The 15,502-nt window shown below is 62.6% G+C and carries 14 protein-coding genes; 9 read left to right on the plus strand and 5 right to left on the minus strand.

All coding sequences use genetic code 11. From position 1 onward, the window contains the following. Window position 1: 1 nt before the first annotated feature. The 7 genes from GQF03_RS08925 to GQF03_RS08955 are packed head-to-tail and all read left to right on the plus strand — an operon-like array spanning window position 2 to window position 6,467. Window positions 2-1,354, plus strand: coding sequence for a TadA family conjugal transfer-associated ATPase (locus GQF03_RS08925; protein ID WP_161338892.1), 1,353 nt, complete (start codon window positions 2-4; stop codon window positions 1,352-1,354). Further along, window positions 1,351-2,301: a type II secretion system F family protein gene (locus GQF03_RS08930; RefSeq protein WP_161338893.1), complete on the plus strand. Its 951-nt coding sequence runs from the start codon at window positions 1,351-1,353 to the stop codon at window positions 2,299-2,301. The genes GQF03_RS08925 and GQF03_RS08930 overlap by 4 nt, the downstream gene beginning before the upstream one ends. Continuing rightward, the gene (locus tag GQF03_RS08935; protein WP_161338894.1) at window positions 2,298-3,260 is read left to right on the plus strand and encodes a type II secretion system F family protein; all 963 of its coding nucleotides are present in this window, start codon (window positions 2,298-2,300) and stop codon (window positions 3,258-3,260) included. Before GQF03_RS08930 ends, GQF03_RS08935 begins: the two co-directional genes overlap by 4 nt. A 3-nt stretch (window positions 3,261-3,263) precedes the next feature. Beyond that, window positions 3,264-4,085, plus strand: coding sequence for a tetratricopeptide repeat protein (locus GQF03_RS08940; RefSeq protein WP_161338895.1), 822 nt, complete (start codon window positions 3,264-3,266; stop codon window positions 4,083-4,085). Next, the gene (locus GQF03_RS08945) at window positions 4,082-4,582 is read left to right on the plus strand and encodes a TadE family protein (RefSeq protein WP_161338896.1); all 501 of its coding nucleotides are present in this window, start codon (window positions 4,082-4,084) and stop codon (window positions 4,580-4,582) included. The genes GQF03_RS08940 and GQF03_RS08945 overlap by 4 nt, the downstream gene beginning before the upstream one ends. Further along, window positions 4,572-5,138, plus strand: coding sequence for a hypothetical protein (locus tag GQF03_RS08950; protein WP_161338897.1), 567 nt, complete (start codon window positions 4,572-4,574; stop codon window positions 5,136-5,138). The genes GQF03_RS08945 and GQF03_RS08950 overlap by 11 nt, the downstream gene beginning before the upstream one ends. Window positions 5,139-5,147: 9 nt before the next feature. Further along, window positions 5,148-6,467 carry a TadE/TadG family type IV pilus assembly protein gene (locus tag GQF03_RS08955; protein ID WP_161338898.1) on the plus strand — a complete coding sequence of 440 codons (1,320 nt, stop codon included), beginning with the start codon at window positions 5,148-5,150 and terminating at the stop codon, window positions 6,465-6,467. Here the strand turns inward: GQF03_RS08955 and GQF03_RS08960 are convergent. From GQF03_RS08960 to GQF03_RS08975, 4 genes are read right to left on the minus strand one after another with little or no spacing between them, the layout of a single operon-like run. Then, complete coding sequence (locus GQF03_RS08960) at window positions 6,426-7,364, minus strand: DUF1853 family protein (protein ID WP_161338899.1); 939 nt, start codon at window positions 7,362-7,364, stop codon at window positions 6,426-6,428. The two genes, GQF03_RS08955 and GQF03_RS08960, sit on opposite strands and share 42 nt — an antisense overlap. After that, window positions 7,361-8,197 (minus strand): sulfite exporter TauE/SafE family protein, encoded by an 837-nt coding sequence (locus GQF03_RS08965; RefSeq protein ID WP_161338900.1) that lies wholly within the window; start codon window positions 8,195-8,197, stop codon window positions 7,361-7,363. The genes GQF03_RS08960 and GQF03_RS08965 overlap by 4 nt, the downstream gene beginning before the upstream one ends. Further along, window positions 8,194-9,645 (minus strand): VWA domain-containing protein, encoded by a 1,452-nt coding sequence (locus GQF03_RS08970; protein WP_161338901.1) that lies wholly within the window; start codon window positions 9,643-9,645, stop codon window positions 8,194-8,196. The genes GQF03_RS08965 and GQF03_RS08970 overlap by 4 nt, the downstream gene beginning before the upstream one ends. Further along, window positions 9,645-10,583 (minus strand): AAA family ATPase, encoded by a 939-nt coding sequence (locus GQF03_RS08975; protein WP_380744563.1) that lies wholly within the window; start codon window positions 10,581-10,583, stop codon window positions 9,645-9,647. Before GQF03_RS08975 ends, GQF03_RS08970 begins: the two co-directional genes overlap by 1 nt. A 195-nt stretch (window positions 10,584-10,778) precedes the next feature. Between GQF03_RS08975 and alaS the strand changes: the two genes are divergently transcribed. Both alaS and htpX read left to right on the plus strand, forming a co-directional pair. Next, window positions 10,779-13,460, plus strand: a complete 2,682-nt coding sequence (gene alaS / locus GQF03_RS08980; protein WP_161338903.1) for an alanine--tRNA ligase — start codon at window positions 10,779-10,781, stop codon at window positions 13,458-13,460. Between the two features lie 314 nt (window positions 13,461-13,774). Further along, a complete protein-coding gene (gene htpX, locus GQF03_RS08985) occupies window positions 13,775-14,749 on the plus strand; it encodes a zinc metalloprotease HtpX (protein ID WP_161338904.1) in 975 nt (324 codons plus the stop codon). Here htpX and GQF03_RS08990 read toward each other — a convergent pair whose 3' ends face one another. Further along, window positions 14,750-15,382 carry a TetR/AcrR family transcriptional regulator gene (locus GQF03_RS08990; protein WP_161338905.1) on the minus strand — a complete coding sequence of 211 codons (633 nt, stop codon included), beginning with the start codon at window positions 15,380-15,382 and terminating at the stop codon, window positions 14,750-14,752. It abuts the gene before it with no gap. Between the last annotated feature and the right edge of the window lie 120 nt (window positions 15,383-15,502).

Genomic DNA, 15,502 nt, shown 5'->3' on the forward strand with positions numbered 1-15,502 from the left:
GATGTTCGGCCGGAAATCCGAAGACGGGAGTTTTACGGGCCTTGCCGAGGAGGCGGATCAATATGTGCCGCCGGCCGCGAAACCCCGAAAGGCGCCGGTGGCGCCCCCGGACCTGGTCGAGCGCGTGCGCAAGCAGTTTTTCAACCGGATCGATCCCACGGCCGCCTCGACCATGCCGCCCGAGCAGCTCTCGCTTCGGATCACTGAGGCGGTTTCGAAAATCGTCGATGAGGAAAGGCTCCAGGTCAACTGGGTGGAACAGAGCGCCATCGCCCGCGAGCTGTTCGACGATATCGTCGGCATCGGACCGATTGAGGCGCTTCTTTCCGACCCGAAGGTGACGGATATTCTCGTGAACGGTGCCGACACGGTCTATGTGGAGCGGGGTGGCCGGCTCGAGCTGACGGACTACAAGTTCCGCGATGACGATCATGTGCTGGAGGTCGCGCGCCGGATTGCCGCCTCGGTCGGCCGCCGGGTCGATGAGGCCAACCCCATGGTCGATGCGCGCCTGAAGGATGGCAGCCGTGTCAATGTGATCGCGCCGCCGCTCTCCGTTTACGGCACCATCATCTCGATCCGTAAATTCGCCAAGGACAAGATGGGCCTGGACGAGCTCTGCGCGGGCGGGTCTTTTTCCTCGCAGATGCGCGGGTTTCTCACCATCGCCGCCCGCTGCCGCCTCAATATCCTCATTTCCGGGGGCACCGGTTCAGGCAAGACGACGCTGCTCAACGCGCTGTCGGGCCTGATCGACGAGAACGAGCGCATCGTCACGATCGAGGATGCCGCCGAGATCGCCCTGCAACGGCCGCATGTGGTGAGCCTTGAGACGCGGCAGCGCAATACGGAGGGAACGGGGGAGGTGTCGCAGCGCGATCTCCTGCGCAACAGCCTGCGCATGCGGCCCGATCGCATCATCATCGGCGAGGTGCGCGGCGCCGAGGTTTATGACATGCTGCAGGCGATGAACACCGGGCATGACGGATCGATGTCGACGATCCATGCCAACAGCGCGCGCGATGCGCTTCTGCGGCTCGAAAACCTGATGCTCTCCTCGCTTGCCAATTACCAGAGCCGCGGCGCGCGTCAGCAGATCGCCAGCGCCCTTGATCTCGTCATCCATGTCGAACGCGGGGCGAGCGGCCGGCGGTTTATCCGCACGATCTCCGAGATCGTCGCGATGGAGGCGGATGTCATCACCAGCCAGACGCTGTTCGATTTTGCCGGGGAGATGGAGGCCGGGGAGGGCCCGGATTCCGCCTTCCGCTATTCCGGCGCCCGCCCGCATTTCGAGGAAAAGGTGGCCCGTTTCGGGTTGCTCGCGGAGCTGCGGGAGGTGTTGCGGTCATGACCGGACTTTCCGCAATTACCGGTATCGACCCGGTCGCGCTGTCTCTTTTCATATTTATCGCGAACGGTCTCGCGCTGCTCTTCCTGCTCTACCGCAAGGCCGGGGAGCGGGACCGCCGGCTCCGCACCCGCCTTGCCGGGTTGCTTGCGCAAGGGGAGGAAAGCGCGGGCGGTGCGCTGCCGGCGGTGATAACAACGCCGCTTTATCTGGAGCGGGAGGAGGGGAAAGACCGGCGGAAAGGGATGAGACGGAAAGCGGTGCTGTTGATCCTGATCCTTCTGATCGCTCTCGGGGGCGCGATCCCGGCGTTCCAGACGGCGCCGACCCTTACCTCCAGCTTTCTTCTGGCGCTGGCCGGACTCGCGGGCGGCGTCTTCCTTGTCCAGCGGTACCGGAAGAAACGGCGCCAGCAGCGCTTTACCGAACAGCTGCCGGAGGCAATCGACATCATCATTCGCGGCGCCCGCGTCGGCATGTCGTTGCAGGAGAATTTCCAGGTGATTGGCGCCGAAATGCCCGATCCGGTCGGCGGGCTGTTCCGCATTCTGTCGGAAAAACTCAGCATCGGGATTGATCTCGAAACGGCGCTTGACGCGGCCGTCAAGGAGATCGGCGTCAAGGAACTGCAGTTCATGGCGACCACCCTGATCCTGCAGCGGCGCACCGGCGGGCAATATGCCGAGGTGCTGGAGAATCTCGCGCGGGTTCTCCGCGACCGCCGGGCGCAATATCTGAAGGCGCGGGCCCTGACGTCGGAGGCGCGGACGTCGGCGCGCATTGTCACGGGGGTGACGGGCGTGATCCTCCTCATCCTTGCGGCGACCAACCGGGCGCAGTTCGATTTCTTGTTCGACGATCCGCTCGGGCAGAACCTGCTGATCTATTCCGCCGCGAGCATTCTGATCGGCTTCTTCATCATGTCCCGCCTGCTCCGGAGGTTGAGATGATAGCGCAGATGGATATTTGGCTTCTCGGCGGTCTGGCGCTCTGCGTCCTTGCGGCCTCTGTCCTGTTCGTGGCGGCAGTCGGCGCGCGGCGGCAGGAACTGATCGACCGGCGCCTTCGGCCCTTCGCGCCGGAGACGGAGCCGGAGAAACGCCCGGCGCTTCCGCCCGCGCGGATAGATCTTGAACGGCGCGATGCGGAGGAAAAACCGGCCGCTCCCGCGCTGCGGTTCCTCCGGCCGTTTCCGGGGGTGATGGGACGGCAGCCGCTTGCCCGCCGCTTGATCAAGGCCGGGCTCGATCCCGATCGCTGGCTGCGGCCCTTTCTCATCGCCCGGTTGCTGTGTTTCGCGGCCTATGTGATCCTGTCGACGCTCCTGCTCGATATGCTGATGCCGGGCATGGCCACAACGGCGGGCGGGGTTGTATCGATTGGCTTTTCTGCGGCCGTTGGAAGTTTCCTGCCGCATATCCTGCTGAACTACCGGATCAAACAGCGCCAGCGGCGGATCGAACAGGCGATGCCGGACATGGTCGATCTGCTGATCCTCTGTGTCGAGGCCGGCCTGACGCTCGAGGTTGCGCTCGCCCGCGCGATCGAGGGATTGCAGCCCTTTGCCCCGGACGTGGCGGAGGAAATGCGCATCACCTTGAGCGAGCTGCGCATCCTTCCCGATAAATCCATGGCGCTCACCAATCTCGAGAAGCGAACCGCGTCGCGCAGCCTTAAATTTCTGGTGCTGTCGCTGCGCCAGTCGGAACGCTACGGCACGTCGATCACCGGTGCGCTCAAGGCCGTCGCCGCGGAAAACCGCAAGCTGACCATGCTCGAGCTTGAAAACAACGCCGCCCGCATGCCGGCGCTGCTCAGCATTCCGCTGATCCTGTTCATTCTGCCGCCGGTTGTCGCGCTGTCCGCCGGGCCCGGCTTTGCGCTGATGATGCGCGCGATCGGAGGGTAAAAGATGACGATCCGTCTTGCCATGGCGTTCCTGATATCCCTGTTCCTGTCGGGTTGCGCCCTCCCGTCGATGGACGGCGGGACGGGGACGCTGTTTACAGATACCGCCGAGCGGGAGAGGGCGCTCAAGATCGCCGATATCTCGGTGCAGTCCGGCAACTATCTCGCCGCCATCGATATCTATCATAAATTACTTCAGAAAAATCAGTTTGATACGGATGTTCTTTACGCGCTTGGGTCAACCTATCTGAAGGCCGGCGCCGGGGAGGAGGCGGTGTCGGTTTTTGAGACTCTCGAGGAGTTGTCGCCGGAGGATATCCGGCCCCGGCTCGGGCTTGGCCGGGCGCAGCTTTCTCTCTACCGGCCGGAGGCGGCGGCGCTCTATTTCGCCAGTGCCGCCGAACTCGAGGCGGAGAATATCGAGGCGCTCGGCGGTCTTGCCATCGCGAAGGATATGGCGGGCGCGCATGGGGCGGCGCGCGATCTCTATCATCGGGCGCTGGCCGTGGCGCCGGAAGATACCGCGCTTCGCAACAATCTCGCGCTGTCCTATCTGATGGCGGGAGAGTATGAGGCGGCGGTGGACGCCCTTTCCGACCTGGCCTTTGCGCCGCAATCGACAGCCGCCATCCGGCAGAATCTGGCCATGGCCTATGGTCTCAAGGGCGACCGGGAGGCGGCGGCGCGGATCGCGCGCATCGATCTTGACGCCGCGACGGTGGAAAACAACCTCAAATTCTACGGCCTGCTCCGGCGGATGCAGGACAAGGATCTGCTCCGGCGCTATCTGCTGCGGTCGGCACCGGACGGCGTGGCGGGATCATGAGGATTGACCACCAGTTGATCCGCCGGGCCATGGCGGATAGCCGCGCATCCCTGCCGGTGGAGCTTGCGGTGATCCTGCCGCTCGTTTTCGCGCTCATTTTCGCTATTGTGGACGCGAGCCGGTTGCTGCTCGCGCGCAGCCTCGCCGATGCCCTCGCGGTCGCCCTGTCGGAGGATATAAAACTGGAGACCCCGCCGGCGGTCCGCGCCGGCCTGACGGTCGCGGCGATCGAGGGGGAACTCGCCGCCCTGGTGCCCGCCTTCGCCGGGACGTTGATCGATGCCTCGCGCGTCCGCCTCACCGTGCAGAGCTATGACGATCTCGCGGCGCTTGCAGGGGGCAGTCCGAACGCCGGGGCGGCCCCCGGTGCGGCCGGCGGGATTACCGCCTACCGGCTGGATTATACCGTGCCGCTCATCACGCCCTTCGTGAATTATCTCTACAACTCCGGCGACGTGACCGGGACGGCTACCGTGGTGGTGAAGAATGGCCCGTGAGACGCCGCGGATCGGCCTTTCGTCCTTCCCCGCCGATCGCGGCGGCAGCGTCATGGTGGAGGTAGCGCTGTTCGTCCCGGCGATCATGTTCCTCCTGCTGGCCGGGGTGACGATGGTGAATGCGGTCATGCTTGTCCGGGCGACGGATCGCGCCGTCGCGCTGATTGCCGATGAATTCAGCCAGCGGCCCGCCATCGCCGACGCCGATATCGATGACGCCCTGACGGCGGCGATGGGGATGACCGGAACGGGAGGGTATCCGCTCGGCCTCCGGCTCGATATCCGGGCGGTCGAAATCACCCCGGACGCGACCTCTCTTCTCTGGTCCCGCAGCCGGGCGAGCGGCGGCAGTGCCTGCGCGCCCGCCGATGCGGCTTTTTCCGCGCCGGAGGGGGGCTATTCCGGCAGCGGGGTGCTGTATCTGCTGCAGGTCGATCTCTGCGCGACGCCGGGCGTCGGATTCTATCTCGCGGGCGCGCTCGGCGCTGCCGGTTTTACCGCTCACGGGCGCGCCGTCGCCATTGGCCGGACGGCGGCGCTTCGCGCCCTGAATTAGGCCTTCCATATGCCTTTTCTCGCCCATATCCGGAGATTTCAGCGCGCGGAGGACGGCACCGCGCTGCTGATTTTTGCGCTCGCCCTTTTTATCGTCATCGGGGGAATCGCCTTTACCCTCGATATGTCGCGCTTTCTCGCCGTCAAGTCGCGGCTGGCGATCGCGAGCGAAATGGCGGCGGTGGCGGCGGCGAAAAACCTCCGTTTCCTTGAGGCAGCGGAGGTGCAGCAGCTGGCGATCGAGACCGTTCAGGCCAATTTCCGGAATGTCAATCTGCTCGGCTATGCGGGCGAGACGCCGCCGCCGCCTGTCGTTCTCGTGACACCCGATCTTGCAAGCGGGGAAGTGACGGTGAGCGCGCAGGCGGCGGTGACGACGACCCTCCTGCGGGCGCTCTATTTTTTTGATGACGTCACCGTCGCGGCGGCGGTGACCGCGCGGCAGGACCGGCCGGAGGCGGAGATCGCCCTTGTGATCGAGGCATCGGATGCCTTTGCCGCCTCCGGCGCACTCACCGAAGTAACATCGGCGGCGCGCGACGTCATTGCCGCGCTCGAAGCCGGGACGGCAACCGGCGAGGCGATAAGCTGGGCCCTCGTGCCCTTCGGCAATGCCCTGGTCAATGTCGCCCCGCATAAGGAGTGGGTGACGCCGGGATTATGGCCGCTCAGTCTCCCGCCCGATATCCCGGGAACGACGGCCTGGACGGGCGACCTTGCGGAGGATCGCTGGTGCGTGGCGCCGCGCGCGGGCGCGAGCGGGGAGGAGGCGACACCGCCCGCCGGCGCGCCCTTTCCGCTGATCCTGACGCTCGATAGCGAGATCGATGCCGCTACGGGGCTTCCACATTTCACCAATGTAACGACGGCGGACTGCCGGGCGGAGCCTATTCTTTCGCTCGGCGCTGCGGCGGCGGTGAGTGCGGAACTCGGCCTCCTTGGCGGCAACGGCGATGCGGCCTATGGGCGCGCGATGCTGTGGGCGGAACGGCTGCTGTCGCCGCTCTGGCAGGGGATCTGGACCGCCGATCCGGCCCATCCGGCGGCCTATGACGCCGCGGATATATCAAAGGTTGTTTTGCTCATCGCCGGGTCCGCCGCGACGGATACGACGGAGAATGCCCGGCTCGCGTCGGTCTGCACCCGGATGAAGGGGAACGGCATCACGATCTATGTCATCGACTATCTGGCGCCGGAGCCGGCGGCCACGGTGTTTGCCGCCTGCGCAACGACGGCGGGGCATTATTTTCGCGTCTCCGATGCCGCAAGCCTTCGAAACGCCGCCTTTTCAATCGCCAAGTTTCTGACTGTCGTGCGCTTTCCGGGCTAGCGCGGGCCAGTCGTTGGGGGTGATGAAATAGCGTCCGGCGTTGGCGAGGATTTCACCGCCCTCATCACGGAACAGCGCGACAAGTTGCGGCGCGGACCGCCGTCCGAACGCCGCCTGCATGGCGGTGGCCAGCCGGTCCGGGCCGCCGGACATCGCCTCGTCCCGGTAAAACCAGGGGGTGATCCAGCGTTTCTTCTCCAGCAGGAGGAAGTGATCGAACCCGGGCAGGGCGCCGCTCCCAATCTCCGGCAAAGTCAGCCAATGGCCGGAAAAACTATCGGGCGCGATGCGGTCGGGCATTTGCGGCGCTGCGCGCAGGCGGGCCAGCGGATGGAAGAGGCACCCCTTGACGAAGGGCTGCGAGAGAACCGTTTCGATCCCGAGGCGCGAGAGGGTGGATTTCGTCGCCGCGCGTTCGGGAAGTGTGAGCTGATGGCCGAACAGCCGGTCGAGTTTCCGATCCAGCCTGTCCTTCAGCATCGGGCCCATATAGCTCGCCTCGTTCCCGCCATTCCCGATATTGAGGTAGAATTTGACGGCCAGCTCCCAATGATAGGCGACGGCGCCATGAAGAAACAGGAGATCGATCTCCCCAAGGGTCCGCTTGTCGTCCGAGATGCGGATATTGCTGCCGAGAAGCGTGACGGCCGGCAGGTTTTCCAGCCAGAAAATCATCAACCTCTCGAAATAGCGCCCGAGATTGAGCGGGCCCGCCGCCTCGAGATATGCGAGCAGGGGCGCGGGATCGGCGGTGAGGCGGGCCAGGAGTTCCCCGGTTTCCGGCAGCGCTGCAAGGGCGGGCTCTGGCGGGGATTTCAGCAAAAAGGGCGCGGAAATCACCCATTCAAGATCGCGAAGGGCGAAGGGAACGAGGGTGCCGGGCCGCTCCGTCATCATCCATAAAGGCTGTAGAACATGCGGAGCGAAGTGACGAACAGGAAGAAGGCGAAAGCCTTTTTCAGCAGGTTCGCATTGATCTGATGGGCGATTTTCGCACCCAGCGGCGCACAGAGGGCGGCGAGCGGAAAGATCATCAGAAAGCCGAGGATATTGACATAGCCGATATTCCCGGGCGGCAGGTTGTCCGCATCCAGCCCCGAGATCAGGAAACCGATGGTCCCCGGCACCGCGATGATCAGGCCGATGGCCGCGGCGGTGCCGACGGCCTTGCGGATAGGGTAGTTGAAGATCGTCAGTACCGGAACGGTAAAGGTGCCGCCGCCGATCCCCATCATCGCCGAGAATCCGCCGATAAAGAGGGCAATCAGTTCCTTGATCGGGGATTTCGGCAGGCCGTCGGCGAGATGCGCATTTTCGGGGCGGAACGCCATATTCGCGGCGACCAGCAGCGCGAGGACCGCAAAAACGAGGGTCAGTACGCCCGCGTTCGAAAAGCTCGCCGTCACCGTGCCGATGATGACGCCGATGAAGATGACCGGCCCCCAGCTTTTCAAAAGCGCCATGTCGATCGCGCCCTTCTTGTAATGGGAGCGCGCGGAGGAGATCGAGGTCGGGATGATGGTCGCGAGCGAGGTGCCGATGGCGACATGGATGCGGATCGCGTCGTCAACGCCAAAAAACGGCAGGATATTATAGAGCACCGGCACGATGACGATGCCGCCGCCGACGCCGAGCAGCCCGGCGAGCAATCCCCCGAGAATGCCCGTCGCCGCCATCCCGGCAAGAAGACCGATCAGCAGCGGCGTCGAGATATCCGCGAAGATGGTCATGAGCTTTTCAACAGGTCGCGGATCACCAGCTCCAGCTTGTTGAGGCTATTGCAGGTCTCCGCCTTCGTGCAATAGGGCGCGATGCGGAGCATTTCCGAATCTCCCGAACCCCAGATCGATTTCCGCTCCGGATTGAGCCAGATGACGCGTTTCGCCCGCTGCTTGATCTCCTTCAGGATATCGATGCGCGGATCGGCGCCATTGGACCGCCCGTCGCCGAGGAAGATGACGGTCGTGCGGTTGTCGATATCATCGAAGCAGAGTTCCTTGAAATCCTCGAGCGCGCGGCCGTAATCCGTGGAGCGACCGCCGTATTTGTCGATGGCGAGGGGTATCGCCTCTTCCGGTCCGAGGCGGTCGAATTCGCCGGTAATCTCGCCGAGATCGCCGGAAAAGGCGAAGGAGCGGACCTTCGGCAGCACCTCGTTGAGGCTGTAAAGGAAGAGCAGCAGGAAGCGGGCGACCGAGGCAACGGAGCCGGAAACGTCGCAGATCGCCAGCACCTTCGGGCGGTCCTTGTGCTTCTGCTTCCAGTGGGTTTCGAACAGGATGCCGTCATAGGCGACATTGCGCCGCATCGTCTTGCGGATATCGAGATGGCCGCGGTTCTTCACCTTGCGCACCCGCGAATTGAGGTCGGTCAGCCGCTTCGCCATGCGCCGGACCAGATCGCGCATATATTTGAAATCGCGATGCTCGACCGCCGACAGCCGGACATTTTTGAGGATATCCTGACGGAACTGCTTGGCCTTGCCGCTGCTGGTGAAGGCGAGCTGCCGGTCGACCAGATCGCGGACGGAATCAAAGAGGATTTCGAGCCGGCCGGCGAGGCCATCGGCGCCGTCCTCATCGCCCTCCTTGCGGCGGCGGAAGATTTCCCGGTTAACCTCCTCAAGGCCCATGCTCTCCATAATGCGCCGGGTAAAGAGCCCGCGCTGGGTCATGAGAACGATATTACGAAGATTGACGGCGTTGGCCGCCGCCGTCATCGCCAGGGTGAGTTCCGTGCGGTCGTTGCGTTCCAGCATAACGAGCAGGGACGCCGCTGAGGCGCCCTGGCTCTGCTCGCCTGAGAGGCCGCCGCCACCTTCACCGCCGCCCGATACCGGATTGGCGCTTGCCGGATCGTTGTTCGGATCGCTGCCCTCCGGCGGTGTCTCCCCGTTTTCGGGCGAAGGCGGGCTGTCCTCCGCCGTGTCCTCCGCCTGCGCCCCGGGGGCGAGATCGGGATCGATATTGTAGCTGAAAAACTCGTCGAAGCAGCGGTCGAAATTCTCGTGCTCCTCGATGGTTTTCGCCATCACCTGGGCAAGCGCCACCTTCAGGAGGCCGCGATCCTTGTAGCCGAACAGCCGCACCGTCTCGGCGGCATCGACGCTCTCGCTGATCGATACCGGCACATCGGAATAGCGGAGCATCTCGACAAAATCGGCGAGCGCCTTGTCCATCAGCGGACTTCTTTTTGCGCCGCCGCGATGAATTTCGGGACTTCGCTATGCATATTGTCGATATCCTCCTCGAACTTGAGCAGCATATTGAGCGTATTGCGCACCAGATCGGTGTCCAGCTTCTCCGCATGCAGAAGGAGCAGCGTGCGCGCCCAATCGATTGTCTCGCTGACCGCCGGAAGTTTTTTGAGATCCTGCGTGCGAAGCTGCTGGACGAAGGAGACGAGCTGGTTGCGCAAATTCTCTTCCAGTTCCGGCACCCGCGTCTGGATGATCCGCCGTTCCAGCGCCGCATCGGGGAAGGGGATATAAAGATGCAGGCAGCGGCGTTTCAGCGCGTCGCTCATCTCGCGGGTATTGTTACTGGTGAGGAAGACGAGCGGCTTGGTTTTTGCCTTGATCGTGCCGATCTCGGGCACCGAAATCTGGTAATCGGAGAGGATTTCCAGCAGATAGGCCTCGAACTCATGGTCCGACTTGTCGATCTCGTCGATCAGGAGGACGGTCTTCACCTCCGATTTCAGCGCCTGCAGCAGCGGCCGCGCCTCCAGGAATTTTTCCGAATAGAAACTGTCGCCGAACTGGTGCAGCTTGTCCATGGATTGCTCGAGCCCGACCGCATCCTCTAAAAGATCGCCGAGTTTTTCCTTCAGGATCTGGGTATAGAGCAGCTGCTTGCCGTATTTCCATTCATACAGCGCCTTGGATTCGTCCAGCCCCTCATAGCATTGCAGGCGGATCAGCGGCGCGCCCAGAATTTCCGACGCGGCCTTCGCGAGTTCCGTCTTGCCGACGCCGGGCGGCCCCTCGACCAGGATCGGCTTGTCCAGCTTCTGCGATAGATAGATGGACGTGGCGATATGACGATCGCAGATATAGCCTGCTGTCTCAAATCCGTCTTTGATCAGGTCGATGGCGGTTGTGGGGTCTTTATCTATGAATGTCACGTCGCAGTTCCGTTGTTATTCTTATTGTTCGTTCTGTAAAAAAGATTACCTATTCCATAGCAGGCTCGCCCGCGCTTTGCCAGTGCTATCCAACTGGACAGGCGGGGCGGGGCGCTGTAAAACAGCGGGCCTGACTTGATTAACGGAAAAATTGGCGCCCCGGCCCAAGGTGATGGTGTTCGCAAGATGAGTACAACTAAAGAAATCCGCAGCTCCTTTCTGGACTATTTCGCGAAGAACGGCCATGAAAAGGTGGAGAGCTCGCCGCTGGTGCCGCGCAATGATCCGACCTTGCTGTTCACCAATGCCGGCATGGTGCAGTTCAAGAATGTCTTCACCGGACAGGAAAAGCGGCCCTATAACCGCGCGGTAACGACGCAGAAATGCGTCCGCGCGGGCGGCAAGCATAACGACCTTGAAAATGTCGGTTATACCGCGCGCCATCACACCTTTTTCGAGATGCTGGGGAACTTCTCCTTCGGCGATTATTTCAAGGATCGCGCGATCGAGCTTGCCTGGAACCTGCTCACCAGGGAATTCGGCCTGCCCAAGGATAAGCTGCTGGTCACCGTCTATCATGACGATGACGAGGCGGCGGGGCACTGGAAAAAGATCGCCGGCCTGCCGGACGAGAAAATCATCCGCATCGCCACCTCCGATAATTTCTGGTCGATGGGCGATACCGGTCCGTGCGGGCCTTGCTCCGAGATTTTCTTTGATCACGGAGAAGGGATTCCCGGCGGCCCGCCCGGCAGCGCCGATGAGGATGGGGATCGCTTCATCGAGATCTGGAACCTCGTGTTCATGCAGTTCGAGCAGTTCGCCGAGGGGCGCCGCGAGAATCTCCCGCGTCCGTCCATCGACACCGGCATGGGGCTGGAGCGGATTACCGCCGTCCTCCAGGGCAAGCATGACAATTACGATATTGACCTGATGCGCCATATCATCGAAGCCTCGGCGGAGGTATCGGGCGTCGATCCGGACGGGGAGTTCAAGGTCTCCCACCGGGTGATCGCCGATCACCTGCGCTCGTCTTCCTTCCTTGTCGCCGATGGCGTGCTGCCATCGAACGAGGGACGGGGATATGTGCTCCGCCGGATCATGCGCCGCGCCATGCGCCATGCGCATATGCTGGGCGCAAAAGACCCGATGGTCTATAAACTCGTGCCGACGCTGGTGGACGAGATGGGCGATGCCTTTCCCGAACTCAAACGCGCGCAGTCGCTGATTACCGAAACCTTGAAGCTGGAGGAAAGCCGCTTCAAGGAAACCCTCGATCGCGGTTTGAAACTGCTCGGCGATGCGACGGGCAAGCTGGGCGGGAATGATCCGCTTCCGGGCGATGTCGCCTTCAAGCTCTATGATACCTACGGCTTCCCGCTTGATCTCACGAAGGATATCCTGCGCGGCCAGAACCGCGACCTTGATGAGGCCGGCTTCGATGCCGCCATGAAGAAACAGAAGGAGGCCGCCCGCGCCGCCTGGTCCGGCTCCGGCGAAGCCGCGACGGATGCGCTCTGGTTCGACCTCCATGAAAAGCTCGGCGCCACCGAATTTCTCGGCTACCAGACAGAGGTTGCCGAGGGCAAGGTCCAGGCGATCATCAAGGACGGCGAAGAGGTTGAGAAGGCCGCCCAGGGTGATGAGGTGAAAGTCGTCCTCAACCAGACGTCCTTCTACGGCGAGAGCGGCGGTCAGGAAGGCGACCACGGGATGCTCAAGATCCAGGACGGTTTCGCCATGGTCGTCAAGGACACCCAGAAGAAACAGGACCTGTATATCCATGTCGGCCAGATCGCCAAGGGCGAGCTGACGGTCGGCGACGTCGTCGAAACCCATGTCGATCACCGCCGCCGGTCGCGCCTGCGCGCCCATCATTCGGCGACCCATCTGCTGCATGAGGCGCTGCGCCAGACGCTTGGGCCCCATGTGACGCAGAAAGGCTCGCTGGTGGCCGAGGACCGCCTGCGCTTCGACTTTTCGCACCAGAAGCCGGTGACGGAGGCCGAACTGGCGGAGATCGAGCGGGCGGTGAACGACCGCATTCGCCTCAATGCCGATGTCGAGGTTCAATTGTCGACGCCGGAGGAGGCGATCAAAGCCGGTGCGATGGCGCTGTTCGGCGAGAAATACGGCGATGAAGTGCGCGTTGTCTCCATGGGCGGGCCGGATGCGCACAAGGGGGCGGGCCGGAATTACTCGACGGAACTCTGCGGCGGCACCCATGTCGGGCGCACCGGCGATATCGGCTTTCTCAAGATCGTCAGCGAAGGCGGCCTTGCCGCCGGCGTCCGCCGGATCGAGGCCGTGGCAGGAGAAGCCGCACTCGACTATGTCAATGCCCGCGAGAAACTGCTGAGCGAGGCGGCGGCGACCCTGAAAATCGCGCCGCAGGAACTTGGCAACCGCCTTCACGGCCTTCTGGAAGAACGCAAGAAGCTGGAGCGCGAACTCGCCGATACCCGCAAGAAGCTGGTGAGCGGCGGGGGCGGCGGCGCAGCGGAGGCACCCGAGCAGGTCGGTGATGTCGCCCTGATGGCGCGGCTGCTCTCCGATGTGCCGCCGAAGGACCTGAAGCCCATGGCCGACGAGATCAAGAAGCAGCTGAAAAGCGGCGTCATCGTCCTGATCAGCAGCAACGAGGGCAAGGCCTCCATCGTCGTCAGCGTGACGGAGGATCTGACCGGGCGGATAAGCGCGGTCGATCTGGTGCGCGCGGGCTCCGAGGCGCTGGGCGGCAAGGGCGGCGGTGGCCGTCCCGACATGGCGCAGGCCGGCGGACCGGACGCAAGCAAAGGCGAGGATGCCGTCACCGCAATCAAGGGCCTGATCGCGAAACAGGCGTCCGGCGAAGTTGCGGCGGGCTGACGCTCAGGAATAATGGACAAATAAAAAAATCCGGCAGGCGCGTGTCCCGCCGGATTGTACGCGACCGGTTAATCGACAATGCTGCCCCGCGTCCATCGGGGTAGAATGGGGCGGGGCAGCACGCCTCCCTTTGACTTGCCGGCAGCCAGTAACTCTCTGACTAACCGGTAAAGCGCCATTTGATGGTTGGTTGTGGCCAAAAAGGGGCGTTTTCGAGGTTATTTTATGACGCCCAAATTTCGCGACGCCGCTTGATATCGGGCGAAATCACTACATATAAAAGACGCCTGTAAAGGGTTGTTTGGGGTTGTGTGATGAACTATTTCAAGACCGGATTACTGATTGCCGCGATAACGGCGCTGTTCCTGGCTGTCGGCTTTCTGCTCGGCGGGGCGCAGGGCATGCTGATCGCCCTCGTGATCGCGATCGCCATGAACGGCTTCGCCTACTGGAATTCCGACAAGATGGTCCTCAAGATGTATGGCGCCCGACAGGTGACCATGAGCGACGCGCCGGAGCTTGTCGGCCTGGTCAAGGAGCTGGCGGATCGTGCGGGCCTGCCGATGCCGAAGGTCTTCATCATGGACAATCCGCAGCCCAACGCCTTCGCGACGGGGCGGAACCCGGAGAATGGTGCCGTTGCCGTCACCCGCGGTATCCTGAAAATCCTGACCCGGGAGGAGCTCGCCGGCGTTCTCGCCCATGAGCTTGCGCATATCAAGAACCGCGATACCCTGACCATGACGGTGACCGCGACGATCGCCGGCGCGATCAGCATGCTCGCCAATTTCGCGTTTTTCTTCGGCGGCAGTCGCGATAACCGCGGCGGGATCATCGGCACCCTCGCCATCATGATCCTCGCGCCGCTCGGCGCCATGCTGGTGCAGATGGCGATCAGCCGGACGCGGGAATATTCGGCCGACCATACAGGCAGCGAGATTTGCGGAAATCCGGAATGGCTGGCAAGCGCGCTTCAGAAACTGGAGCGGGGCGCGCGCGGGATCGAGAATGTCCAGGCGGAGCGTAATCCGGCCTCTGCCAGCCTGTTCATTGTCAATCCGTTGCATGGACAGGGGGCGGATAACCTGTTCTCGACCCATCCCGCGACGGCGAACCGCGTCGCCCGGCTGATGGAGCTGGCGAAAACGATCGTGCCGACCCGGACAAGCCGCCCGTCGGCAAGCCGCTACGCGAGGCCCGACAGCGGCGGAACATCTGCGCCGCGCGGAACGACGCCCTATACGGACAGACCGGCGGGCAAGGCACCGAAGAAGGGGCCCTGGGGCTGATTACTTGATTGTTTTCGGCGATTTCACGAGCGCGCGCGTCAGGAAGCGGCTTAAGTGGTTGACATATTCCTCCCGGCTCTGTCCCTTGCGGTAGGCCATCGGCGCGGAGAACTGGATCAATCCCATCATCGCATGGCCGATCAGGTCCGGATCGATATCCTCATATAGTTCGCCATTCTTGCAGCCATTTCGCAGTTGCCCGATAAAGCCGGCGGCGAAGCGGCTGCGGACTTCCTTCGAGGTCGAGTCCGTCGGGTCGAACACCTTGGTATCGACAAGGGCGGAGCGCAGCAATCCCGGGTTCTGTTCGGCAAACTCCTGAATGGCGGTCAGGCTGTAGCGGATATATTCCTCGAACGTATCGACCTTCGGAATGCGCGAATGCACATAGGAATGCAGATCCTCCTGCGCGCTACTGGCGAAGGCGAGGAAGATTTCCCGCTTGTCCGTATAATGACTGTAAAAGGTGCCATGGGCGACATCCGCCTCCTTGGCGATATCCTGCGGCCGCGTTTCGTGATACCCTTTACTGACGAAGAGCTTGCGGGCCGCCGCCAGCAGCCGGTTGCGCTTCTCTTCTTTTCTCTTGCTGGCTCGGTCGGTTGCCACCGCGACGTCTGTAGAATGGTTCATGGCGCGTTCCACCTTGTTATTTTTTTATTTTTTTCGCGTCTACTGCTGGCAATTGTGACGACAATTTGTCAATATTCCAACAATAACAGTCCGAACTATAAAATAGAACAAAAAAAACAC

It is taken from the genome of Sneathiella chungangensis (assembly GCF_009882935.1).
Lineage (GTDB): Bacteria > Pseudomonadota > Alphaproteobacteria > Sneathiellales > Sneathiellaceae > Sneathiella > Sneathiella chungangensis.